At 41.2% G+C, this 24,655-nt stretch carries 22 protein-coding genes; 19 read left to right on the top strand and 3 right to left on the bottom strand.

Annotated features, from left to right (window positions below; all coding sequences use genetic code 11):
* Positions 1–8: 8 nt before the first annotated feature.
* The 14 genes from dapA (at position 9) to putP (ending at position 17,170) form a co-directional block, all read left to right on the top strand.
* On the top strand, positions 9–878 hold the full coding sequence (gene dapA, locus HNQ82_RS02700) for a 4-hydroxy-tetrahydrodipicolinate synthase (protein ID WP_183246969.1): 870 nt from the start codon (positions 9–11) through the stop codon (positions 876–878).
* 102 nt (positions 879–980) lie between these two features.
* Positions 981–2,642 (top strand): ribonuclease J, encoded by a 1,662-nt coding sequence (locus HNQ82_RS02695; RefSeq protein WP_183246967.1) that lies wholly within the window; start codon positions 981–983, stop codon positions 2,640–2,642.
* Positions 2,643–2,758: 116 nt separating this feature from the next.
* Entirely contained in the window at positions 2,759–3,472 is a 714-nt protein-coding gene (locus HNQ82_RS02690; RefSeq protein WP_183246965.1) for a ClpP family protease, read from the top strand.
* The gene (locus HNQ82_RS02685; protein WP_183246963.1) at positions 3,469–3,693 is read left to right on the top strand and encodes a YlzJ-like family protein; all 225 of its coding nucleotides are present in this window, start codon (positions 3,469–3,471) and stop codon (positions 3,691–3,693) included. The genes HNQ82_RS02690 and HNQ82_RS02685 overlap by 4 nt, the downstream gene beginning before the upstream one ends.
* Before the next feature lie 64 nt (positions 3,694–3,757).
* A complete protein-coding gene (locus HNQ82_RS02680) occupies positions 3,758–5,995 on the top strand; it encodes a DNA translocase FtsK (RefSeq protein ID WP_183246961.1) in 2,238 nt (745 codons plus the stop codon).
* A gap of 202 nt (positions 5,996–6,197) precedes the next feature.
* Positions 6,198–6,923: a GntR family transcriptional regulator gene (locus tag HNQ82_RS02675; RefSeq protein WP_183241460.1), complete on the top strand. Its 726-nt coding sequence runs from the start codon at positions 6,198–6,200 to the stop codon at positions 6,921–6,923.
* A 107-nt stretch (positions 6,924–7,030) separates the two neighbouring features.
* Positions 7,031–8,122, top strand: a complete 1,092-nt coding sequence (locus HNQ82_RS02670; RefSeq protein ID WP_183246958.1) for a BMP family lipoprotein — start codon at positions 7,031–7,033, stop codon at positions 8,120–8,122.
* A gap of 114 nt (positions 8,123–8,236) precedes the next feature.
* Positions 8,237–9,766 (top strand): ABC transporter ATP-binding protein, encoded by a 1,530-nt coding sequence (locus HNQ82_RS02665; protein ID WP_055441100.1) that lies wholly within the window; start codon positions 8,237–8,239, stop codon positions 9,764–9,766.
* A complete protein-coding gene (locus tag HNQ82_RS02660; protein ID WP_183246956.1) occupies positions 9,763–10,809 on the top strand; it encodes an ABC transporter permease in 1,047 nt (348 codons plus the stop codon). The genes HNQ82_RS02665 and HNQ82_RS02660 overlap by 4 nt, the downstream gene beginning before the upstream one ends.
* A complete protein-coding gene (locus HNQ82_RS02655) occupies positions 10,810–11,763 on the top strand; it encodes an ABC transporter permease (protein ID WP_055441098.1) in 954 nt (317 codons plus the stop codon).
* 80 nt (positions 11,764–11,843) lie between these two features.
* Positions 11,844–13,046: a PucR family transcriptional regulator gene (locus HNQ82_RS02650; RefSeq protein WP_183246954.1), complete on the top strand. Its 1,203-nt coding sequence runs from the start codon at positions 11,844–11,846 to the stop codon at positions 13,044–13,046.
* Between the two features lie 98 nt (positions 13,047–13,144).
* The gene (pruA, locus tag HNQ82_RS02645) at positions 13,145–14,692 is read left to right on the top strand and encodes an L-glutamate gamma-semialdehyde dehydrogenase (protein ID WP_183246952.1); all 1,548 of its coding nucleotides are present in this window, start codon (positions 13,145–13,147) and stop codon (positions 14,690–14,692) included.
* 21 nt (positions 14,693–14,713) lie between these two features.
* Positions 14,714–15,628, top strand: coding sequence for a proline dehydrogenase family protein (locus HNQ82_RS02640; protein WP_183246950.1), 915 nt, complete (start codon positions 14,714–14,716; stop codon positions 15,626–15,628).
* Positions 15,629–15,712: 84 nt separating this feature from the next.
* Complete coding sequence (gene putP, locus HNQ82_RS02635) at positions 15,713–17,170, top strand: sodium/proline symporter PutP (RefSeq protein WP_183246947.1); 1,458 nt, start codon at positions 15,713–15,715, stop codon at positions 17,168–17,170.
* A 31-nt stretch (positions 17,171–17,201) separates the two neighbouring features.
* Here the strand turns inward: putP and HNQ82_RS02630 are convergent, their stop codons facing one another.
* On the bottom strand, positions 17,202–18,470 hold the full coding sequence (locus HNQ82_RS02630; RefSeq protein ID WP_183246946.1) for a methyl-accepting chemotaxis protein: 1,269 nt from the start codon (positions 18,468–18,470) through the stop codon (positions 17,202–17,204).
* A 168-nt stretch (positions 18,471–18,638) separates the two neighbouring features.
* On the opposite strand from HNQ82_RS02630, the gene HNQ82_RS02625 reads away from it, so the two are divergent.
* The 3 genes from HNQ82_RS02625 (at position 18,639) to HNQ82_RS14655 (ending at position 21,119) form a co-directional block, all read left to right on the top strand.
* A complete protein-coding gene (locus tag HNQ82_RS02625; protein ID WP_183246945.1) occupies positions 18,639–19,883 on the top strand; it encodes a GntP family permease in 1,245 nt (414 codons plus the stop codon).
* Positions 19,884–19,994: 111 nt separating this feature from the next.
* Positions 19,995–20,984: a CapA family protein gene (locus HNQ82_RS02620; protein WP_425486234.1), complete on the top strand. Its 990-nt coding sequence runs from the start codon at positions 19,995–19,997 to the stop codon at positions 20,982–20,984.
* A 6-nt stretch (positions 20,985–20,990) separates the two neighbouring features.
* Positions 20,991–21,119: a DUF4083 family protein gene (locus HNQ82_RS14655; RefSeq protein WP_183246943.1), complete on the top strand. Its 129-nt coding sequence runs from the start codon at positions 20,991–20,993 to the stop codon at positions 21,117–21,119.
* Between the two features lie 28 nt (positions 21,120–21,147).
* Here the strand turns inward: HNQ82_RS14655 and HNQ82_RS02610 are convergent, their stop codons facing one another.
* On the bottom strand, positions 21,148–21,564 hold the full coding sequence (locus HNQ82_RS02610; RefSeq protein WP_183246942.1) for a universal stress protein: 417 nt from the start codon (positions 21,562–21,564) through the stop codon (positions 21,148–21,150).
* Positions 21,565–21,788: 224 nt separating this feature from the next.
* On the opposite strand from HNQ82_RS02610, the gene HNQ82_RS02605 reads away from it, so the two are divergent.
* Entirely contained in the window at positions 21,789–23,258 is a 1,470-nt protein-coding gene (locus HNQ82_RS02605; RefSeq protein ID WP_183246941.1) for a SulP family inorganic anion transporter, read from the top strand.
* Between the two features lie 20 nt (positions 23,259–23,278).
* On the opposite strand, the gene HNQ82_RS02600 is transcribed toward HNQ82_RS02605, so the two are convergent.
* Entirely contained in the window at positions 23,279–23,653 is a 375-nt protein-coding gene (locus tag HNQ82_RS02600; RefSeq protein WP_183246940.1) for a zinc ribbon domain-containing protein, read from the bottom strand.
* Positions 23,654–23,811: 158 nt separating this feature from the next.
* On the opposite strand from HNQ82_RS02600, the gene HNQ82_RS02595 reads away from it, so the two are divergent.
* Positions 23,812–24,474 carry a DUF975 family protein gene (locus HNQ82_RS02595; RefSeq protein ID WP_183246939.1) on the top strand — a complete coding sequence of 221 codons (663 nt, stop codon included), beginning with the start codon at positions 23,812–23,814 and terminating at the stop codon, positions 24,472–24,474.
* Positions 24,475–24,655: the final 181 nt, after the last annotated feature.

Genomic DNA, 24,655 nt, shown 5'->3' with positions numbered 1-24,655 from the left:
GAAAAATTGTGGTTCAATTTGGTCAAATTGCCACAGCGATGGTCACCCCATTTGACAATAAAGGGAACATCGATTTTGCGAAAACGACGCAATTAGTCAATTATTTAATTGAAAACGGTACGGATTCACTTGTTGTCGCTGGAACGACAGGAGAATCGCCAACGTTAACGACTGAGGAAAAGTTGGCGCTTTTTCGCCACGTTGTCGAAGTTGTTAACGGGCGCGTACCTGTCATTGCAGGAACAGGAAGCAACAATACGCGTGCATCGATTGAACTAACGAAAAAGGCAGAAGAAATCGGTGTCGATGCCGTTATGATCGTCGCACCTTATTACAATAAGCCAAATCAAGAAGGCATTTATCAGCATTACAAAGCGATTGCGGAGAGCACGTCTTTGCCCGTCATGGTGTATAACATTCCGGGTCGGGCGGTCGTCAATATTTCTGTTGAAACGATCGTTCGTCTTTCCGAAATTCCAAACATCGTAGCCGTCAAAGATGCCAGCGGCAATTTAGATGCGATGACGGAAATTATTGCAAAAACGCGCGATGATTTCATGTTGTATAGCGGAGATGATGGCTTGACGCTTCCTGTGTTAGCGATTGGCGGAAAGGGTGTTGTTTCCGTGGCCTCGCATATTATCGGCAATGAAATGAAAGAAATGATGGAAGCTTTCATGCGTGGAGACAATAAAAAAGCGGCAGCGATGCATCAACAGCTATTACCGATCATGAAAGCATTATTTGCTGCGCCAAGCCCTGTGCCAGTAAAAACGGCGTTACAGTTGAAGGGATTAGATGTTGGTTCTGTTCGACTTCCACTTGTGCCACTTACTGAATCAGAACGTTTGCAATTGATGCATGTGTTACAAGGTTAAAAGAAAGGGAATTCATCCCTTTCTTTTTTATTGTTGAATCAGTTATAATGGATGTAAGTGACTTTGAGCGGGTGAGTTTGGTTGACTGTAGGAGGATTTAAGATGAAACAAGCAGAGAAAATTCGTGTGTTTGCCCTCGGCGGTGTTGGAGAGGTAGGAAAAAATATGTATGTCGTCGAGGTCGACGAAGACATTTTCGTCCTTGATGCAGGTCTTATGTTTCCGGAGGACGAAATGTTCGGTATTGATATGGTCATTCCTGATATTTCGTACTTAGTTGAACAACAAGAACGTATTCGTGGCATTTTCTTAACGCACGGTCATGACGATCATATTGGCGCTATTGCGTACGTGTTGCGAAAAATTACTGTACCTGTGTACGGGGCAAAATTGACGCTTGCGCTCATGGAAGAAAAATTAAAAGAGCAAGGGATTACATCGAAAGCGAAGCGCATCGAAATACATGCTGACAGCGAGATCGTATTTGAAAAAGCTATCATATCATTTTTCCAAACGAATCATAGCATTCCAGATTGTCTAGGGGTAAGTATTCAAACATCGCAAGGTGCCATCGTATATACGAGCGATTTTAAATTTGATCAAACGCCTGTTGGCATATGCCGTACCGATTTCGGTAAAATGGCACAAATTGGGGCGAAAGGTGTACTTTGTTTATTATCAGATAGCACAAACGCAGAAAAGCCGGGATATACAGGTTCTGAAGCGGTTGTTGGTCAAGAGATTTCCGACGTCATTTACAATGCGCAAGGTCGTGTGATCGTTGCTTGTTTTGCATCAAATATTACGCGCATTCAACAAGTGTTGCACGCTGCTCGTGATCATCGGCGAAAAGTGGTGATTATGAGCCGTCATATGCATAAGGTGATCGATATCGCGGTGCGTCTCGGATATTTGAAATTGGATGAAAACATGATCATTTCGATGAGTGAAGTAGATCGTTACCACGATCGTGACTTAGTCATTTTAACGACAGGCAATCAAGGAGAACCGATGGCAGCACTAGCGCGCATGGCGAAACAAGCACATAAATATATCAACATTAAAGAAGGGGACACGGTCATCGTTGCTTCTTCTCCAATGCCAGGTCATGAACTATTTATTGCTCGAACGATTGATGCATTATATCGTGCAGGAGCAAATGTCGTATACGGACAACGCCAAGTTCATGTGTCTGGACACGGATATCAGGAAGAATTAAAGTTAATGTTAAATTTTATGAAGCCAAAATATTTTATCCCGGTGCACGGAGAATTTCGTATGCAAAAAGCGCATGGAAAAATCGCCCAAGCTGTCGGCATTCGCCAAGATGCGATCTTTTTGATTGAAAAAGGAGAAGTAATCGAATTTCGTAACGGTTACGCCCGTTTCGGTGGAAAAGTACCGAGTGGCCAAATTTTAATTGACGGATTGGGCATTGGTGATGTAGGGAATATTGTGTTGCGCGATCGTCGCCTACTTTCACAAGATGGAATAATGATCGTTGTTGTGACGTTAAGTAAACAAGATAAGCGGATCGTTGCTGGCCCGGAAATGATTTCACGCGGTTTCGTATATGTGCGCGAATCGGAAACGCTGTTTGGGGAGTCTGTAAAAATTGTGAAAGAGATTGTAGAAAAGAGTATGGAAGACTACGTCATTGAATGGTCTTCATTAAAAACAAACATTCGTGATGCACTTAGCCAATATTTATTTGAAAAAACAAAACGAAAACCGATGATTTTACCAATTATTATGGAAGTATAAAACAACATGCTCAAAGTCAAGAAAACACCTGCGACACGCAGGTGTTTTTTGTATGAACATGTCGATGTTCACGTATACTAACGACATCACGCAACAGAAAGGGGATTGTTATTGTTATGGAAGAACGAGATATATCTCAAGAGGAAACGAAGCCGTCTCCAGCAGAAAATATTGTTCAGCTCGGCCAAACGAATGTTCCGCAACTTTCTTCTGATTCAACGATTCATTGTTTAACGATCGTTGGGCAAATTGAAGGGCACATTCAATTACCGCCGCAAAATAAAACGACAAAGTACGAACATATTATTCCACAAATTGTGGCCATCGAGCAAAACCCTAATATTGAAGGACTGCTCGTCGTATTAAATACAGTAGGTGGTGATGTCGAAGCAGGGTTAGCTATTGCAGAAATGTTAGCCTCGATGTCCAAACCAACTGTTTCGATTGTTCTCGGTGGAGGCCATTCAATTGGTGTGCCGATTGCGGTATCGTGCGACTATTCGTTTATCGCAGAAACGGCAACGATGACGATTCACCCGATTCGCCTCACAGGTCTTGTTATCGGCGTGCCGCAAACGTTTGAGTATTTAGATAAAATGCAAGAGCGCGTCGTGAACTTTGTTGTGAAACATTCAAACATTAGTGAAGAAAAATTTAAAGAACTCATGTTTTCTAAAGGCAATTTAACGCGTGATATCGGAACGAATGTGGTAGGAACAGATGCTGTGAAGTACGGTTTAATTGATGAAGTCGGAGGACTGTCACAGGCGATGTATAAATTACGAGAACTTATTGACCGTTCTAATCAAAAAGGGGCAATGTTACAATGATTTTACATACCATCGTTCCAGAGTTTTTAGTTTTTCAAACAAACGAAACGGAGTATAGAAAACACCGCACCGTTCAATGTAACGGAGTGACGTTACTTGTGCAACAAACAGAAACGAATGAGTATGAAATTGTGCGTGTATTAAGTAGCGATCCAAAACATTATTTGACGTATGAACCAGGCACAAAACTTCATGCGACATCACTACAATTTATGGTATAATAAGAACAAGCAGCCACGCTTCTCTGTTGGCTGCTTTTTCATCTTACATGTTGGAGTGGGCGAAATGGGAAAGAAAAATAAGCGTCGCACAAACAAACAAGATCAATGGAAAAAAACGTTACGCTTCGAGTTAATCGGTTTAACGATGTTAGCATGTACGGTCATTGCGATGGCGAATGTCGGAGCCGTCGGACGTTCGCTCGTTTTTGCTACCCGTTTTTTTATGGGCGAGTGGTATATCGTTGCGTTATTAGGGGCGCTTTTGACGTCGCTATATGTCATTTGGAAGCGTGCATGGCCTTCATTTTTTCACCGTATTCTTGTCGGTTTGTATTTGATTATCTTTTCATTATTGTTGTTTAGCCATGAAACGCTGTTTCACATTTTATCACGCAATGGGAAATTAGTAAATCCAAGCATTATTCGAACAACATGGGAATTATTTTGGGCAGATGTGCGTGGGGAAAGTGGCTCTTTCTCTGATTTAGGCGGTGGGATGCTTGGCGCTTTACTGTATACGATAAGCTACTATTTATTTGATCAATTAGGGACAAAATGGATTGCTTCATTGTTGCTAGTCATTGGTGTGTTGCTTCTCACAGGTAAAACGTTGCGTGATACAGCTGGCAAAGGAATAGAGTGGTTCCTTTCGTTTATGCGGACGCAAACAACGGCTGTCATCGCTGATGTTCGTTCGTTTTTGAATCGTCCGAAAAAAGAAAAACAACAGCAACCGCATATTGAAGTAGTGACGGCACTCGAAGAAAAGGAAGACAAAGAAGAAGAGGAAGAAACTATGGTCGAAGGGCCTGTCATTTCCAATTTTCACGAAGTGGTTGAAAAAGAACACCCGATCGCATTTATGCAAACACATGAAACAGATTATACGTTGCCGCCTGTTGACTTGCTTTCTCCACCAAAGGCTGTTGATCAATCGAGAGAAAAAGAAAGTATTTATGAAAATGCTCGCAAACTTGAAAAAACGTTCCAAAGTTTTGGTGTAAAGGCAAAAGTAACAAAAGTGCATATTGGACCAGCTGTCACAAGATATGAAGTGTATCCAGATGTTGGTGTGAAAGTAAGTAAAATTGTTAGTTTAAGTGACGATTTAGCACTCGCCCTAGCGGCAAAAGATATTCGCATTGAAGCACCGATTCCAGGAAAATCAGCGATCGGAATTGAAGTGCCAAATGAGGAAATTGCGATGGTTTCTTTACGTGAAGTGTTAGAGGCGAAAGAAGCAGATAAGAAAGAGGCAAAGCTGTTAATTGGACTTGGCCGTGACATCTCCGGACAAGCGGTGCTTGCTGAACTGAATAAAATGCCACATTTACTTGTTGCGGGAGCGACAGGAAGCGGGAAAAGTGTATGTATTAATGCCATTATTGTTAGTTTACTCATGCGCACGAAACCTCATGAAGTAAAAATGATGATGATTGATCCGAAAATGGTGGAGTTAAGTGTATATAATGGTATTCCGCATCTGCTTTCTCCGGTCGTAACCGATCCGAAAAAAGCGTCTCAAGCATTAAAAAAAGTAGTGAGCGAAATGGAGCGACGATATGAATTATTTTCGCACACAGGCACGCGCAATATTGAAGGGTATAACGAATATATTGAGCGGCATAATGAAACAGCGGAAACGAAGCAACCTCTGTTGCCGTATATTGTTGTCATTGTTGATGAGCTCGCGGATTTAATGATGGTTGCCTCAAGCGATGTAGAAGATTCCATTACCCGTCTTGCCCAAATGGCACGTGCGGCAGGCATTCATTTAATTATCGCAACACAGCGTCCATCCGTCGATGTGATTACAGGTGTCATTAAGGCAAACATTCCATCTCGCATCGCGTTTAGCGTATCGTCACAAACCGATTCGCGTACGATTTTAGATATGGGAGGAGCTGAAAAATTACTTGGGCGTGGTGACATGCTCTTTTTACCTGTCGGTGCTTCCAAACCTGTTCGCGTGCAAGGTGCTTTTGTGTCCGATCAAGAAGTAGAAAACATCGTGCAATACGTCATTTCACAACAAAAAGCACAATACGAAGAAACGATGATGGCGCAAGATGATGAACCGCAAGAAGCGTTCGATGATGAGTTGTTTGATGAAGCGGTCCAGCTCGTCATTGACATGCAAAGTGCATCCGTTTCGATGTTGCAACGACGATTCCGCATCGGTTATAACCGGGCTGCACGCTTAATTGATGCAATGGAAGCGCGTGGCATCGTCGGACCTTATGAAGGAAGTAAACCGCGCGCTGTGCTCGTATCGTCAAATGATGAAGCAAAAACGTCGTAAAAGAGGCTGAAAAATAAGCCTCTTTTTTGTATAAACGGGACATAATAATGATATATTATTACAATCGCTTACATATTATTTCTTACGACTTTTTTCGACATTTTTTTTATTCACTATTTATTTATAGATGAAAAAATGTTATATTATTAATAAGAAATTTGTCTAACATCAGATGTCTGATATCTAAGGTGGGGGATGGTGAATGTCTGTTAAAACAGATCATCGACACTTATATTTACAAGTCATTGATCGGATTAAAAAGGATATTGAGCAAGGGGTATACAAGGAAAAGGAAAAACTTCCTTCTGAATTTGAATTAGCAAAACAATTAGGAGTTAGCCGAGCAACGTTGCGTGAAGCATTACGAGTATTAGAAGAAGAAAACGTCATCATCCGCCGCCACGGTGTTGGGACATTTGTGAGTTCCCGGCCGATGTTTACGTCAGGTATTGAACAGCTAAGTAGCGTGACGGAGATGATTCGCCAAGCTGGACGCAAACCAGGAACGATCTTTTTATCTTCTTCCATTCAGAAACCGACTGAAGATGATATAAAGCGCTTTCAATGTCATAAAGAGGAAGATTTACTTGTTGTTGAGCGGGTGCGAACTGCGAATAACGAGCCGGTCGTTTACTGCATTGATAAAGTACCTTGTAAATATTTACCTAAAGGAATTGCTTATGAAAATGAGTCGTTATTAGAAATATTACATAATGAAGCGAATCGGTATATCGCGTATGCTGTTACCCACATCGAACCGCTCGGTTATCATGAAAAAGTGTCACCGATTTTGCAATGTGAGCCAGAAACAGCACTTTTAGTTTTAAAACAAATGCATTTTGATGAAAATGACGAACCTATTTTATACTCGATTGACTATTTCAAATCAGATAAGTTTAGCTTTCACGTTTTACGGAAACGTGTGTAACTTATAAAAGTGCTTATCCTATTAAGGAGGTGACATTGGAGGGAGAAGGATATTTTACATTTCACTTTTTACTCATCCATATTTTAAAACTGAGGGGGTAATGATTTATGAAGAAAAAACGTTTTGGATTGTCGATGTCTTTATTATTGACTGCTGGCATGCTTCTTGGCGGTTGCGGACAAGCAAAAGAAGAGCCGAAAAAAGAAGAAGGAAAAGCGTCTGAGTTTAGCGTAGCGATGGTTACAGACGTAGGTGGAATTGACGACAAATCGTTCAACCAATCTGCATGGGAAGGTTTGCAAAAATTTGGTGAAGAAAACGGCTTGAAAAAAGGAAAAGGTGGCTATGACTATTTACAGTCACAAAGCGATGCGGATTATGCAACAAACTTAAATAAACTTGTACGTAACGATTTTGATCTTATTTTCGGAATCGGTTTCTTAATGACAGATGCCATTACAGAGATTGCAGACCAAAAACCAGATAACAAATTTGCGATCGTTGATAGCGTTGTTGAAAAACCGAACGTTGCAAGCATTACATTTAAAGAGCATGAAGGCTCATTCCTTGTCGGTGTTGTTGCAGGTTTAATGACAAAAACAAATAAAATCGGTTTCGTTGGTGGTATGGAAATTCCATTAATTGAAAAATTCGAAAGCGGTTTCCGTGCTGGCGTAAAGGCTGTAAATCCGAAAGCAACAGTTGAAGTGCAATACGCAGGTGCATTTGACAAAGCGGATAAAGGAAAAGCCATTGCTTCGAGTATGTACGCTTCTGGCATTGACGTGATTTATCATGCTGCTGGTGCGACAGGAAACGGTGTATTCTCTGAAGCGATTGACTTGAAAAAACAAGATCCAAACAAAGAAATTTGGGTCATCGGTGTTGACCGCGACCAATATGAAGAAGGAAAAGTACCTGGAACAGATAAAAGTGTAACATTAACATCTATGGTGAAACGTGTTGACGTTGCTGTATATGACTTAGCGACAAAAACGAAAGATGGCAACTTCCCAGGCGGTCAAGCAGTTGAATACGGCTTAAAAGAAGATGGGGTAGGTATTGCGCCAACAACAAAAAACAATGTTCCTGAAGACGTGTTGAAAAAAGTTGATGAGTGGAAACAAAAAATTATTAACGGCGAAGTAAAAGTACCTACAACTCGCGACGAATATAAACAATTTGAAGCTTCTCTATAATTTCTTGTTCTCCGAAGGGAAGTCCTTCGGAGAACCACTAAATGAAAAGTTGCAACATGTTGCAGCTTTTCATTTAGTGATGTAAACCATGCTCATATAAGGAGTGGATCACGTTTGGAATACGTAATTGAGATGCTGAACATCCGCAAAGTTTTTGGGAATTTTGTGGCGAATGATAACATTACGTTGCAACTGAAAAAAGGAGAAATTCATGCGCTATTAGGTGAAAACGGTGCAGGAAAATCAACATTAATGAACGTGTTATTCGGTTTATATCAACCGGATGGCGGGGAAATTCGTGTCAAAGGGAAAAAAGTAAATATTGCAAACCCGAACGTTGCCAACGACTTAGGGATTGGGATGGTACACCAACATTTTATGCTTGTTGATACGTTTACGGTAACAGAAAACATTATTTTAGGAAGTGAGCCGACAAAAGGCGGACAAATTGACATTGAAAAGGCAGAAAAAGAAGTGCGCGAGCTTTCTGAACGTTATGGTTTAGCAGTTGATCCGAAAGCGAAAATCGCTGACATTTCTGTCGGTATGCAACAACGTGTAGAAATTTTAAAAACGTTATATCGCGGAGCAGATATTTTAATTTTTGACGAACCGACAGCTGTGTTAACACCACAAGAAATCCAAGAACTTATCCAAATTATGAAAGCGCTTGTACGCGAAGGAAAATCCATTATTTTAATTACGCACAAATTAAAAGAAATTATGGAAGTTTGTGACCGCGTCACCGTTATTCGTCGCGGAAAAGGCATTGGCACATTGAATGTATCGGAAACAAATCCGAACGAACTCGCTTCATTAATGGTTGGACGTGAAGTGCATTTCAAAACAGAAAAACAACCACCGAAAGTCGGAAAACCTGTTCTTGAAATTGAAAATTTAGTCGTGAAAGATTCACGCGGAATTACCGCTGTTGATCATTTAAATTTAACGGTACATGCAGGAGAAATTGTCGGCATTGCAGGGGTAGACGGAAATGGACAGACGGAGCTTATTGAAGCGATCACAGGCTTAATTAAATCAGAGTCAGGCTCCATTCGTTTAAATGGTAAAGAAATTCGCAATTTAACACCGCGTCAAATTACAGAAACAGGTGTAGGACACATTCCACAAGACCGTCATAAACATGGTCTCGTGCTCGACTTCCCAATCGGAGAAAATATGGTACTCCAAACATACTATAAGGAACCATATTCAAAACGCGGTATTTTGAACTTTAAAGCCATTTACGATAAAGCGCGTCAGCTTATTCAAGAGTTCGACGTTCGTACGCCTGATGAATATACAAAGGCGCGAGCTTTATCAGGAGGAAACCAACAAAAAGCGATTATCGGGCGCGAAGTAGATCGCGATCCGGATCTACTCATTGCAGCGCAACCGACACGCGGGCTCGACGTTGGGGCGATTGAGTTCATTCACAAACGTCTTATCGAACAACGTGATAAAGGAAAAGCGGTGTTGCTCGTTTCGTTTGAATTAGATGAAATTATGAATGTCAGCGATCGCATTGCTGTCATTTATGAAGGAAAAATTGTTGCCATTGTCGATCCGAAAGAAACGACAGAACAAGAGCTCGGCTTATTGATGGCAGGAAGCAAACGGAAGGAAGCAGGTGTATCATCATGAGTGAAAATCGTTTAACGAATATTCTCGTCCCTGTTTTTGCGGTTATTCTTGGAATTATCGCTGGTGCAATTGTCATGATTGTTAGTGGATATGACCCAATTGCCGGGTATTCTGCTTTATTGTACGGCGCTTTTGGTGATCGATATTACATTGGAGAAACGATTCGTCAAGTTACGCCGTATATTTTAGCAGGTTTAGCTGTTGCGTTCGCTTTTCGCACAGGGCTATTTAATATCGGTGTAGAAGGACAGCTTATTGTTGGTTGGCTAGCTGCTGTTTGGGTTGGTGTGGCGTTTGAACTACCAAAAGTCATTCATTTGCCGCTCGCAATCATTGCAGCCGGAGCAGCTGGGGCACTTTGGGGATTCATTCCAGGCTTTTTAAAAGCACGTTTCCGTGTTCATGAAGTTATCGTCACAATTATGATGAACTATATTGCGCTATACGTATCGAATGCGGTCATTCGTTCTGTTTTATCTGATCAAGGATTTAAATCAGAAAAAATTCATCCGTCAGCATCGTTACGTTCAGAGTTTTTACAATCGTTGACAGATTACTCTACGCTTCATTACGGCATTATTATTTCGTTAATTGCGGCTGTCGTCATGTGGTTTTTGCTTGAGAAAACAACGACAGGGTATGAACTTCGTGCCGTCGGTTTTAACCAACATGCATCGCATTATGCGGGTATGAACGTCAATCGTAATATTATATTAGCGATGGTTATTTCAGGGGCATTCGCAGGTATCGCTGGGGCGATGGAAGGATTAGGAACGTTTGAAAACGTCTCTGTCAAAGCTGGGTTTACCGGAGTCGGATTTGATGGAATCGCGGTCGCTCTTCTTGGCGGAAATCATGCATTTGGAATTATTTTAGCAGCCGTCCTCTTTGGGGCTTTAAAAGTCGGAGCGCTTGAAATGCCATCAGCAGCCGATGTGCCGACAGAGCTTGTTGATATTGTCATTGCGTTAATTATTTTCTTCGTGGCTTCAAGCTACTTAATTCGTCTTGTGCTTACGCGCTTCAAAAAGGAGGGAAAATAAATGTTGAACATCCTTGAAATTATTATTCCTTCCGCGATTTTTTTTGCGGCACCGCTCATTTTTACGGCGCTTGGTGGCGTATTTAGTGAACGCTCCGGTGTTGTAAATATCGGATTAGAAGGGTTAATGGTCATCGGCGCGTTTACTGGTGTAGTGTTTAACTTAACATTTGCCGATCAATTCGGACAATTAACACCATGGCTTGCTATGCTTGTGGCGATGGTTGTTGCGTCTATTTTCTCGCTTATGCATGCGGTAGCAGCCATCTCGCTTCGCGCTGATCAAGTCGTTAGTGGGGTAGCTATCAACTTTTTAGCGTTAGGATTATCGTTGTTTCTTGTAAAAATGTGGTATGGGAAAGGCCAAACAGACCAAGTGCAAGTTGGGTTCGATAAAATCGATATTCCGATTTTAAGCAAAATTCCAGTCATCGGTCCGATTTTATTCTCAAACGGATATTTGCCATCTTATTTAGCGATTGTACTCGCGTTTGTTGTATGGTACGTCATTTACAAAACGCCGTTTGGGCTTCGTCTTCGTGCGGTTGGAGAACATCCGATGGCGGCGGATACAATGGGAATTAACGTAGCAAAAATGCGTTACATCGCGGTGATGTTAAGTGGTGCACTCGCTGGAATTGGCGGTTCCATTTATGCAACAATCATTTCACGTGATTTTAGCCATGCGACAATTTCTGGTCAAGGATTTATGGCGCTTGCTGCGATGATTTTCGGAAAATGGCATCCGCTTGGTGCGATGGGAGCGGCCCTTTTCTTTGGATTTGCACAAAGTTTAAGTATCGTTGGGCAAGCGATTCCGTTTTTGAAAAACGTACCGACTGTTTATTTGCTCATTTTACCGTATGCCTTAACGATTTTAGCGCTAACTGGCTTTATCGGACGAGCAGATGCGCCAAAAGCGCTCGGTACGCCTTATGTAAAAGGAAAACGTTAATGGCAAAAGACTTCGGGGTGTCCCGAAGTCTTTTTTTCACGTCTTTGATCGCGCATAATAAAAGCAAGGAGGGGATTTCATTGCATAAATTAGTTGATCAATTATTTTTTGAATTGCAGCGTCCGGTAACGATTGAATCACGTGATTTTGAATTGCTTGCATATAGCGGCCATCATGATCAAACGGACGAAGTACGCATGCGCACGATTTTAAGTAAAAGAGCGTCTGCCCACGTCTTTCAATATTTACACGAGCATGGATGGATGAAAAAAATTGAACAGGCAGACGGAGTTGTTAGCATCCCTCCACTTCCCGATATTGATCTTGGTGCTCGCGCGGTCGTTTGTTTAAAACACGGAGGGAAAGTGTATGGCTATCTTTGGGTGCAGGCGTCGTTTCACGATTTGACAGAGGAACAGCGAAAACGAATCGAAGACGTAGCAAAAGAAGCGGCACATATGTTACATGAACAAATAGGAAAACGTTATAAACGTCAAGAAGAAATCAACGACCTTTTTCTCCGTTTTATTCAATATCGTGACATAAGTGAGCGTGATGTTCAAATGGAAGCCCAGCTACTTGGTGTGACGCTCCCTTCGTCATTTGCTGTTTCCGCTCTATATGTTCAGAAGAATGAAAAGAAAGATGACATTCGTCAATACGTGACGTTTATAACAAGAACAACGCATGTCCCGACTTTTTTTATCGAACATCATCATCCATTTTTACTTATTGTGGGGGGGACGCCAACACAACGACCGATTGATGTGGTAAAAATGATAATTACAAAATTACAACAAGACTTTCGGTGTGAGATGGATCGTGACGTTATTGTTGGAATCGGCAATGAGTATAACGGTTTGCAACGGTTGCGTGATAGCTACAAAGAAGCGATGGAAGTTATTCATTTAAAAAGACATATGGATGAGTATTTACCACATGCTTACGGTGATTTAGGGATTTATCGCATCATTCCATTCATATACGAACAATATAAGCAACGTCGCTATAAAAACGAAGCATTAACAAAACTAAAAAAGCACGATGAACAACATGGGACGGACTTTTTGCACACGCTTCGTGCATACATTCAACATGACTGCAATATAAAGCAAACAGCCGAAAGTTTATACATTCATCCCAACACGTTGCATTATCGACTAAAACGCATGCAGGCAATTACGAATCTACCGCTTCATGATTTTGAGCAACGAATGATGTTGTACATTGATCTCCTTTTATACAAATATAAGGAAGATGTTGTGGATGAACAACAAAAATAAGTAGAAATGATTATATGTAAACGACAAACAATTTTCAGAAAGTATAAATTATAATGAATCGTAGAATATGTGACAAATTCGTGAAAGGATCGATGCATGTGACAGTACCATACAAACATGAACCATTTACAAACTTTACGCTTGAACATGAAGCAGAAGCGTTTCGTGAAGCGCTTGCTTATGTTGAAACACAACTTGGACAAGAATATCCGCTTATCATCGGGGGAAGACGGGTCGTCACCGAAGAAAAAGTGGTGTCGACGAATCCAGCGAATAAACGACAAGTTGTTGGCGTTGTGTCGAAAGCGACGAAAGCGCTTGCTGATGAAGCGATGTCTGCTGCACTTTCTGCGTTTGAAACGTGGAAGCGCGTGTCACCACAGGCGCGTGCCGATGTGTTACTTCGTGCCGCAGCTATATTAAGAAGAAGAAAACATGAATTTTCAGCATGGCTAGTGAAGGAAGTCGGTAAGCCGTGGAAAGAAGCAGATGCCGATACCGCAGAAGCAATTGACTTTTTAGAGTATTATGCTCGGCAAATGATTTCTCTTTCAGAAGGTGTGCCCGTATTGAGCCGACCGGGAGAAACAAACCGCTTTTTTTATGTACCGCTTGGCGTCGGTTTAATTATTTCGCCATTTAACTTCCCGCTTGCGATTATGGCTGGAACGACAGTGGCTGCCATTGTGACAGGAAACACAGTTATTTTACGACCATCTGATCGTGCGCCAATTGTCGCTGCAAAATTTGTTGAGCTTATGGAAGAAGCCGGTCTGCCAGAAGGGGTATTAAATTATTTGCCGGGTGGGGAAGCAGAAGTAGGAGAATATGTCGTTGAACATCCGCAAACGCGCTTTATTTCGTTTACGGGATCGCGCGCCGTTGGTTGCCGCATTTACGAGCGGGCAGCGATCGTTCAACCTGGTCAAAAATGGTTGAAGCGTGTCATTGCCGAAATGGGCGGAAAAGATGCGATTATCGTTGACAAGGATGCTGACCTTGAATTAGCAGCGCAGTCCATTGTCGCTTCTGCATTCGGTTTTTCAGGACAAAAATGCTCCGCATGCTCGCGAGCGATCGTGCTTGAAGATGTATACGACGAAGTGCTTGCGCGTGTTGTCGAGCTAACAAAACAATTAAAAGTTGGCAATCCAAAAGAGCAAAGCACATTTATGGGTCCGGTCATTGATAAAGTATCGTACGATAAAATTATGGGCTACATCGAAGTTGGAAAACAAGAAGGAAAGCTCATGACAGGTGGGAAAGGAGACGATTCACAAGGATTTTTTATCGAACCGACAATTTTTGCCGACGTCTCCCCTACCGCACGCATTATGCAAGAAGAAATTTTTGGACCAGTTGTTGCCTTTACGAAAGTAAAAACGTTTGATGAAGCGCTCGAAGTAGCCAACAACACAGATTATGGATTAACCGGTGCAGTCATTTCAAACAATCGAGGTCATTTAGAAAAAGCACGTGAACAGTTTCATGTTGGAAATTTATACTTTAATCGCGGTTGCACGGGAGCGATTGTCGGTTATCATCCGTTTGGCGGTTTTAATATGTCAGGAACAGACTCAAAAGCAGGCGGCCCAGACTATTTATTGTTACACATGCAAGCAAAAACGGTTAGCGAAATGTTTTAACATTTAAAAGAGGTGAACAACATGCTCGCACAACTATCAAAAAATATCTTTCTATACGCTTCGCAAAGTAAAGTGCTAAATCAAGCTGCAAAAAAATGGGGGCTCCGTTTCGGAGCTTCCCAAGTCGTTGCAGGGGAGACGATTGAAAGCGCTATCAAAAAGGTGCGTGAACTGAACGAAAAAGGGCTTGTTTGTACACTTGATCATTTAGGAGAGTTTGTTTCAAGTCGCGAAGAAGCCCTTGAAGCGACACAATATAATATTCGCACGTTAGAAGCGATTTATCGCGCAGGCGTCCATAGCAATCTATCTGTCAAGTTGACACAACTTGGGCTCGATATTGATTTTGATTTTTGTTTAAACAATATGCGTCAAATTGTTGAAACGGCAAAACAGTACAACAATTTTGTGCGTATCGATATGGAAGATTCAGGACATTGCCAAGCGACGCTCGATTTATTACATGAACTTCGCCGCACATACGACAACGTCGGAACGGTCATTCAAGCCTATTTGTACCGCGCGGAGCAAGATGTGAAAGATTTAAAAGGGGTATCGCTTCGTTTAGTGAAGGGGGCGTATAAAGAGTCGCCAGAAGTGGCGTTTCAAGATAAACAACAAATTGATGAAAACTATATGAATATTATTCGACTTCATTTATTAAGCGGAAGTTATACAGCAATTGCTACACACGACCATCATATTATTGAAAAAGTAAAAAAATTTGCAGAAGAAAATAATATTTCGCGTAATCAATTTGAGTTTCAAATGTTGTATGGTTTTCGGACAGATATGCAACAACAGTTAGCAAAAGAAGGATATACGATGCGTGTATACGTTCCGTTCGGAAATGATTGGTTCGGTTATTTTATGCGTCGGCTAGCAGAACGTCCACAAAACGTTGCGTTCGCATTAAAAGGCTTTTTTGGAAAATAATTTTTTGTACAAATTGTGAACATATTTTAGTATAATGATAGCTACAAAGGGGTTTTATCGACAACAAGGGAAGGGGAGATTACTTTGGTTATTGCATCAGTTGTGACGTATTTAATTGGGATGTTGCTCATCGGATATTGGGCGTATAAACGAACGTCCAACTTGTCTGACTATATGTTAGGTGGACGAACGCTCGGACCAGCGGTGACAGCGTTAAGCGCGGGGGCATCCGACATGAGCGGTTGGTTGCTTCTCGGTTTACCTGGTGCGATGTATGCGCAAGGGTTAAGCGCTTCATGGATTGTCATCGGATTAGCCCTTGGCGCATATGCGAACTGGCTATACGTTGCGCCACGCTTACGGGTATATACAGAAGTGGCAAACGATTCAATCACCATCCCGTCATTTTTAGAAAATCGTTTTGGTGATACATCGAAGCTATTGCGTCTCGTTTCCGGATTCGTTATTATGATTTTCTTTACGTTTTACGTTTCTTCTGGTCTCGTCTCTGGCGGGGTCATGTTTAAAAACTCGTTCGGTACAGATTATCACACAGGGCTATGGATTGTCGCGGGCGTTGTCGTGGCATACACGTTATTTGGGGGATTTTTAGCGGTTAGTTGGACAGATTTTGTACAAGGTCTCATCATGTTTATTGCACTTATTCTCGTCCCGGTTGTGACGCTTATGCATACAGGAGGATTAACAGAGACAACAACAACGATTCGCGACATCGATCCGAATTTGCTCGATTTGTTTAAAGGGACAAGCGTCATCGGTATCATTTCCTTATTTGCGTGGGGACTTGGTTATTTCGGACAGCCGCACATTATCGTTCGCTTTATGGCGATTTCATCGGTGAAAGAGATGAAACAAGCGCGTCGTATCGGGATGGGATGGATGATCTTTTCGTCTGTCGGCGCGATGTTAACAGGTCTTTTTGGAATCGCTTACTTTAAACAAGCAGGTATGACGTTAGAAGATCCAGAAACGGTATTTATTAAGCTTGGTGAAATTTTATTCCACCCACTTATTACAGGATTTTTACTTGCAGCCATTTTAGCGGCAATCATGAGCACAATTTCATCGCAATTACTTGTGACATCAAGCTCGCTAACGGAAGATTTATATAAAATTTTATTCCGTCGCTCAGCATCCGATAAAGAGCTTGTATTTGTCGGTCGTTTATCGGTGTTGCTTGTTGCTATTGTTGCTTTAATACTAGCATATGAGCAAAACAATACGATTTTAAATCTTGTTGGTTATGCCTGGGCTGGATTTGGCGCCTCGTTCGGTCCTGTCATTATATTAAGCTTATATTGGCGTCGTATGACAAAATGGGGAGCGCTTGCAGGGATGATTGCAGGTGCAACGACAGTCATCGTTTGGGCGAACTCTCCGTATGCAAGCGTGATGTACGAAATGGTACCAGGCTTTATCGCAAGCCTCATTGCTATCGTCGTCGTCAGCGTATTGACAGCTACACCAGAGAAACATGTTACAGAGCAATTTGATACGTTTAAACGTACCATTTCATCATAAGAAAAAGGTGTCCAGTTTGGACACCTTTTTCTTACGTGGAAAATTGTCGAATCGCTCGCTTCATTTCATTTGAAATATGTTCTGATTTTCCAGCAGATGTCGCGATTTGCCCGACAATTTCATTTGTTTCAACTAATCGGTTCGACAAGTCATTTACTTCTTGTGCACTATTAGCAGTAGCTGTAGATACTTCATGAATGGAAGTAATCATTTCATGTAACGCGCGACTAAGTTCGCCTGCTGTGTTGTTAAATTGAGCAACAATATTTTCAATGAACGAAGCTGTTTGTTCATATTGTTTTGTAACATTTTTCATTTGCTCGTAATCACGTTGGACGTCTGTTGAAACATATAATACTACGGCTGAAGCGCTCGTTGATAATTGCTCTACAGCAGACGTCAACTGTTTGGCAACATGTTGAATATTTTCAACCGCTTGTTGTGATTGTTCTGCTAATTTACGAATCTCTTCTGCAACGACAGCAAAACCTTTCCCTTCTTCTCCAACACGAGAAGCTTCAATTGAAGCATTGAGTGCTAATAAATTTGTTTGTTTTGCGATATTCATAATTGTATTTGTGAATAGCTCAATATCTGTTACGACATGTGAAGCTTCGATTGCTTTTTCCAATCTTTTTTTTGTTTCTGCCAACAGATCGCTTGATTTTTTTGATGATGTTGTTACGATGTGATGGATGTTCACAGCTTGTTGGCGAATCGATGAAGCATTTTGTTCTCCCTCTTTCATTTTCCGGACCATTTGTTGAACAGCGTGCTCAATCTCTTTTGATGTGGCGGACATTTGCTCAGCAAACGCAGCGGTCTCATCAACATTTCCAGACACATTTTTCGTCGCTAATGAAATATGTTCAAGGTGTTTACTTAACTGGCGAATATCTTGATAGACAGTGGAAACGATTCCATCAAGCTCATGGGCTTCGTGGTGGATGCGCCAAATCATCGTGGCGAGAGTATCTAATACAACGTTAAAGTTGGCAACGATGCGCCCGATTTCGTCATTGCTTTTTAAGCTGAGTCGAGATGTTAAGTCTCCGCGTTGTACAATGGTTTCGAACTGTTTGTTCATCTCTTTCATTGCTCGAATGAATGTCACTTTTCCGACAAAAAAACTAATTAGTCCGACGATGATACCTGCCCCGACACAAAGAAGTGTAAAATATGTAGCGTATGACGGATGTTTATATACTGTGAAGAAGCTAGCAACGATCGGAAAAGTGAGTCCCATTACAATGCCTGTTCCAATAGAAATGAATAAAAAACGTCCTGTTACACTTGACAATACATATGTCACCTCCGACAAAAAGACTATTACAAAAATACTACAATCATATATGTGTAGCAATACGTATATATGTATTTTTTAGAATTTTTTACACATCATTGATATTGTTTTATGATATATTTACAAAAAAAGTCGTTAACATTTATAAATGATATGTTTGGAGGAATGAAAGTGAGCATATTTGGAGCAATCGTCGCTTTTTTGTTAGCCGTTGTTCTTATTTTACGAAACGTTCCAGTAGGGTACGGAATGATGTGCGGGGCGTTTATTGGTGCTTTATTCGGTGGAGCTTCCGTCGATGAAGCGGTTCGCCTCATGATGGACGGGGCGAAAGAAATGACTCCGTCTGTTTTGCGCGTTTTAGCTGCGGGTGTGCTTGCTGGTGTATTGATGCAGTCTGGGGCAGCTGTGGCTATTGCGGAAAAACTTGTGCGAACATGCGGAGAAAAATATGCGTTATTTTCGCTATGTTTTGCGGCGATGGTATTAACAGCATGTGGGGTATTTGTTGATGTCGCTATTATGACGATTGCACCTGTTGCACTTGCGCTAGCACATCGACTTCACATGTCACGTTTTGCGATATTGCTCGCATTAATTGGCGGGGGAAAAGCAGGAAATATCATTTCTCCTAATCCGAACACAATTGCCGCAGCAGAAGCATTTTATGTCCCACTATCTTCACTCATGATGGCAGGTATCGTGCCGGCTGTCGTTGGTCTTTTTGTTACGTATCAGCTCGCAAAACGGTGGCGAATCGATGCCAAACATATGACAGACATTGAAACAGTTGAAAAAGAAACACCGCCGTGGCAAAAGGCGATCGTCGCTCCTAGTGTGGCGATCATTCTTTTATTGTCTCGTCCGATTTTAGGGGTGTCAATTGATCCGCTTATTGCTTTACCGGCCGGCGCGTTAATTGGCGTAATGGCTATGAATAAAATGAGTGAGCTAAACGTCTTTTTACGTGTGGGGATGGAAAAAATGAGCGGCGTTGTTCTTATGCTTGTTGGCACCGGAACGTTAGCAGGTGTGATTGCAAATTCACCGTTACATCGAACGTTTATGCATACGCTTGAGTCGTTTGGTTTTTCTCCATATGTGATCGCCCCTCTTGCCGGTGCACTATTATCAGGTGTTACCGCCTCAACAACAGCAGGCACAGCTATCGCGAGCCACGTGTTTGGAGAAGCGTTAATTGAAGCTGGTGTTTCATCGCTTGCCGGAGCGGCCATGGTACATGCGGGCGCAACAGTGCTCGATCATTTACCGCACGGTAGCTTTTTTCATATCACTGCAGCCAGTGTACATATGTCAACGAAAGAAAGGCTCACATTGCTTCCATACGAAACGCTCATCGGCATAGCAATCACAACAACATCTACGATCCTTTTTTATATATTTTTATAAAACTATGTTCTAAATAATCAACAAATAAAATAAAAAAAGGATTTGTAACCCATGTGTAGAAAAAGAATGATATACACAAAAGGGGAGTGGAGAAAGATGAGAAGCATATGTATGTATTTATGTATTTGTTTGTTTTTATTCGCCCATCCTGTTTGGGCGCAAGAGGAAACGAGCATCACATTAAGTGTTGCTGGCGATGTGACGCTTGGTCGCGATGAAAACTATGGTTATACATATTCGTTTGATCATGAAGCGAAAAAAAACGGTCTTTCTTTTTTTACTAAATACATCGGGCCCATTTTTAAACAAGATGATTTTACAACAGTTAATTTGGAAACAACGTTAACAACAGCCACGCAAAAAGCCGAGAAGAAGTTTCGCTTTCGAGGTGATCCATCGTATGTCAATATTTTAACGAATGCAAGCATTGAAGGGGTGAATCTTGCCAATAATCATACGTTCGACTATGGACAAAAGGGATATACAGACACGATCGCAACGTTAAAACGAGCAAATATCGGTTATTTTGGAAATGGGATACCACTTGTAAAAACAGTAAAAGGAGTGAAAATTGGCACACTCGGTTATAAAGGATGGAGCGATACGACAGCGGTACGAAAGCAAATCGCAAACGACATACGTTCACTACAAAAGCAAGGAGCACAAATCATTCTCGTTCATTTTCATTGGGGTGAAGAACGAAGCTATGTACCAAACGGCACACAAAAATCGTTAGGAAGGTTTGCGATCGATAGCGGAGCAGATCTTGTCGTTGGTCATCATCCGCATGTTATCCAAGGAATTGAACAATATAAAGGAAAAATGATTGTTTATAGCTTAGGAAACTTTATGTTTGGGGGCAACAAAAATCCGAGCGATAAAGATACGTTCGTTTATCAACAAACGTTTTATTTTGCTAGCGGCATAAAACAACCAAAAACAACAATTCGCATTATCCCATTCCGCATCTCGTCTGTGACGACACGAAACAACTATCAACCGATTCCGCTTCAGGGAAAAGAAGCAAGTCGCGTAAAAACAAAGATTGTAAATTTGTCAGCGAAAATTAATCAACCGACATGGCTCGTATATGAAAAATAATGTATAATGGAAAGAAAAGGAGTTGATTTTATGTACATTGGGGACATGGTTTTTCAACTCGTCATGCTTGGAATAATTGGATTATTCGTTTTCGGAGTCATATGGCTAACACGTTCGGTCATAAAGAAAAATTAGTAAAAAAGTTCGGCGCTCGCCGAACTTTTTACTTTACAATTAATACAGGGGCTTCTACGCGTTTGGCCACTTTATGACTGACGCTCCCCAACACCATTTCTTGTAACGTGTTTAATCCACGGCTACCAACAACGACGAGGTCAAAAGGATGAGTATTTGCGAACCCGACGATAGCTGGCCCCGGCTCCCCTCTTAATATACGAATCTCATACGGGATATTCGCTTCTTTCAACAACATCTCCGTTGGAGCTAAACGTTTTTTACGCATCGTCTCCCGTTCTTCCACATCTCCTTCTAGTAGTACATCTGTTTTTGCGGTTGATGGGTCCACCACATATATAACGGTAATCACTGCTTCTTTAACGTATGAACAAAGTTCAATCGCTTTTTTTGTAGCACGTAAAGCATGCTCAGAGCCATCTGATGCAAGCAAAATATTTTTCATGGTTTCGACCTCGCAACTGTTTTTGTTCATTATATCGCTTTATGAAAGCTTTTTCAAAAAAAAATTTGGTATCGCTTTCTTTTTTGGTATGTATGCATGTGTAGCTGTTTTTGAGCCATTAGAAAAGGTTGAGAAGATAGACAGTGTTATGTATAATCGGCTTTGTTGCGTACGGGAGAACTTCTTAACGGAAGAAGCAATATAAGTAAAGAAAGAGGGGTTTTATGTTTAAACATTGGAAAGAAGAATGGTTTGGAAATATTAAAGGAGATGTGCTTGCTGGGCTTGTTGTTGCGCTTGCATTAATTCCGGAAGCAATTGCGTTTTCAATTATTGCAGGTGTTGATCCAATGGTAGGTTTATACGCTTCCTTTTGTATTGCGGTCGTCGTCGCCTTTGTTGGCGGAAGACCAGGGATGATTTCAGCTGCGACGGGGGCGATGGCCCTTGTTCTCGTCAATTTAGTCGCAGAACATGGTGTTCAATATATGATTGCTGCAACAATTTTAACGGGTATCATTCAAATCGGTTTAGGAATTTTACAAGTCGGAAATCTATTAAAATTTATTCCGCGTCCAGTTATGATTGGCTTCGTTAATGCACTTGCTATTTTAATTTTTGCTGCGCAATTACCACATTTCAAAGGGGAATCTTGGATCATGTATGCGCTTGTTGCGCTTGGGCTCGTTATTATTTACGTATTCCCACGTATAACAACAGCGATCCCGTCTCCGTTAGTTGCCATCGTCGTTATTACAGCGATTGCTTTGGTGGCTAAATTAGATGTGCGCACGGTTGGAGACATGGGAGAAATTTCGGCAACGTTGCCAAGCTTTTTTATCCCGAATGTCCCATTAACGCTTGAAACGTTTATGATCATTTTCCCGTATTCCTTATCGCTTGCACTTGTTGGATTAATTGAATCGCTTTTAACAGCACAAATTGTTGACGATTTGACGGATACAGAAAGCGATAAAAATAAAGAATCACGCGGACAAGGAATGGCTAATATTGTGGCAGGTTTCTTTGGAGGCATGGCAGGATGTGCGATGATTGGGCAATCGGTTATTAACGTGAAATCAGGTGGACGGGGGCGTCTTTCCTCTCTTGTTGCAGGTGTATTTTTAATGGTGCTTATTGTTCTGTTTAACCGCCTTGTTGTTACCATTCCACTCGCGGCACTCGTTGCAGTGATGATTATGGTATCAATTAGCACGTTTGACTGGGGTTCGATACAACGACTCGCTAAAGTACCAAAGGCGGATGCTTTTGTCATGATCGTTACTGTTGCCACAGTGGTAATCACGCATAATTTAGCGATCGGTGTCATTGCCGGCATCGTTTTAAGTGCTCTATTTTTTGTGGCAAATATGTCTAAAGTAAAGGTAACAAAAACGATGAAAGGTGATATGATAATATACGATGTCGAAGGAACGCTCTTTTTCGCCTCGGCAAACGATTTTGTTCGTGCGTTTCACTACGATGATAAGGTGAAAAAAGTACACATTAACTTAGCGAAAGCGCGTATTAAAGATGAAACAGGTGTACATGCGATTGACCGTGTCGTGATGAAGATGCATCAAAACGGCATGGAAGCGGAAGTCATCGGTTTAAGCGAAGCGTGTGAAACGCTTGTGAACCGCCTCGCACTCTACAATAAACCAGGTGGTCTTCAACAAACAATTGGGCATTAAAACCGAGCGTGCTGCTCGGTTTATAATGCTTTACCGCAAGATGGACAAAAGCGAAAATTTGTTTGTACGTTCGTTCCACAGTGTGGACAAAACTTTTCTCCTTCGTTGCGATGAAAGCGAGCGTTTAGCGGATCTTTTTCTTCATTTTCGTCAACGATATCGACGATGGACATTCGATCTTTTCCTGTAGCGTTTTTATAATGATAAATCGCTTGAAAAATACCGAAACCAATAAAAATCAGCCCAAAAAACGGAAAGATTTGTGTCCCTGGAAACGGAGAATCTTGCGTAATAGAAAAGGTCATAAATGTCCAAAAAATACCGAAAATAATAGAGAAAATACTCCCGACGAAGCCTTGCATCGATGGTCCACGACCTGGTTTAATGCTTTTCATTTGCTTTCCCCCAATCTGTTTGATACGTCCATTATATACGAGGAATATGAGGAATGTATTTCGTTTTTTGTATAAAAGGGATAAATATATGCTACAATGACCAGGAATACCATACAATATATGTGTAAGCATTATTATGCAAAGGGAGGCTTCATCTTATGACATTATCATCATTAAGGCGTGGAGCGAGGGAAGCGTTGAAAGGAAAATGGGGCAGTTCGGTGTTTCTCATGCTTGTTTATGTATTTGTAACAATCATTGTGCCTGCAGGGGTTGAAGTTGTATTAAGTGGGGGATGGGAAACGTGGCTTGCACAAGAAAACGTACCAACATCTGCCTCGATTGTGAGCATGATCATTTCATTTGCCCTCCTACCCTTTAGTGTTATGATGTATTGGGTGTTTTTAGATGCATATCGCCATGAACCTGTTCGTATCTCTCCGATGTTTACGGTATATCAAAATGGAAAGTTATCATTGAAACTCATCGTTACGTCCATTTTATTCGGTATTTTTGTATTTTTATGGAGCTTATTGCTGATTATCCCGGGAATAATTAAAACGTTATCTTATTCACAAGCATTCTTTTTATTAAAAGATCATCCAGAATACGGTGCGCTTCAAGCGATTAGCGAAAGTAAAAAGCGAATGAGAGGGTATAAAGGAAAACTATTTTTATTATACTTAAGCTTTATCGGATGGGGACTTCTCGCGATTATAACATTCGGTATCGGATTTTTATGGCTCGTTCCATATGTCTACACATCACTCGCTGCGTTTTATGATCAATTTATTCGGACGCAAGAAGTGCAAGCTGAGTAAAAAAACGAACAAGGGCAACCTTGTTCGTTTTTTATAAATAAAGCTAGCAAAATATCAAATCATTTTGTAAAATCATTAAAAAAAGAATATTGTTTTTTGTCGAAAATATGTAATTGTATTCGTTTTTATTTAACCGTATAATCACATTTGTAAAATGAAGAATAATAGTGACATACTATAA

It is taken from the genome of Anoxybacillus tengchongensis (assembly GCF_014201585.1).
Classification (GTDB): Bacteria; Bacillota; Bacilli; order Bacillales; family Anoxybacillaceae; genus Anoxybacillus; species Anoxybacillus tengchongensis.
Note: the sequence above shows the minus strand (reverse complement) of the source record. Positions and strands in the feature narration are given on the sequence as shown.

Coding starts and splice junctions, on each gene's coding strand:
- HNQ82_RS02695 (WP_183246967.1), top strand. CDS start 981: ATGAAACAAGCAGAGAAAATTCGTGTGTTTGCCCTCGGCGGTGTTGGA.
- HNQ82_RS02690 (WP_183246965.1), top strand. CDS start 2,759: ATGGAAGAACGAGATATATCTCAAGAGGAAACGAAGCCGTCTCCAGCA.
- HNQ82_RS02685 (WP_183246963.1), top strand. CDS start 3,469: ATGATTTTACATACCATCGTTCCAGAGTTTTTAGTTTTTCAAACAAAC.
- HNQ82_RS02680 (WP_183246961.1), top strand. CDS start 3,758: ATGGGAAAGAAAAATAAGCGTCGCACAAACAAACAAGATCAATGGAAA.
- HNQ82_RS02675 (WP_183241460.1), top strand. CDS start 6,198: ATGTCTGTTAAAACAGATCATCGACACTTATATTTACAAGTCATTGAT.
- HNQ82_RS02670 (WP_183246958.1), top strand. CDS start 7,031: ATGAAGAAAAAACGTTTTGGATTGTCGATGTCTTTATTATTGACTGCT.
- HNQ82_RS02660 (WP_183246956.1), top strand. CDS start 9,763: ATGAGTGAAAATCGTTTAACGAATATTCTCGTCCCTGTTTTTGCGGTT.
- HNQ82_RS02655 (WP_055441098.1), top strand. CDS start 10,810: ATGTTGAACATCCTTGAAATTATTATTCCTTCCGCGATTTTTTTTGCG.
- HNQ82_RS02640 (WP_183246950.1), top strand. CDS start 14,714: ATGCTCGCACAACTATCAAAAAATATCTTTCTATACGCTTCGCAAAGT.
- HNQ82_RS02625 (WP_183246945.1), top strand. CDS start 18,639: ATGAAAGTGAGCATATTTGGAGCAATCGTCGCTTTTTTGTTAGCCGTT.
- HNQ82_RS02620 (WP_425486234.1), top strand. CDS start 19,995: ATGTATTTATGTATTTGTTTGTTTTTATTCGCCCATCCTGTTTGGGCG.
- HNQ82_RS14655 (WP_183246943.1), top strand. CDS start 20,991: ATGGAAAGAAAAGGAGTTGATTTTATGTACATTGGGGACATGGTTTTT.
- HNQ82_RS02610 (WP_183246942.1), bottom strand. CDS start 21,564: ATGAAAAATATTTTGCTTGCATCAGATGGCTCTGAGCATGCTTTACGT.
- HNQ82_RS02605 (WP_183246941.1), top strand. CDS start 21,789: ATGTTTAAACATTGGAAAGAAGAATGGTTTGGAAATATTAAAGGAGAT.
- HNQ82_RS02600 (WP_183246940.1), bottom strand. CDS start 23,653: ATGAAAAGCATTAAACCAGGTCGTGGACCATCGATGCAAGGCTTCGTC.
- HNQ82_RS02595 (WP_183246939.1), top strand. CDS start 23,812: ATGACATTATCATCATTAAGGCGTGGAGCGAGGGAAGCGTTGAAAGGA.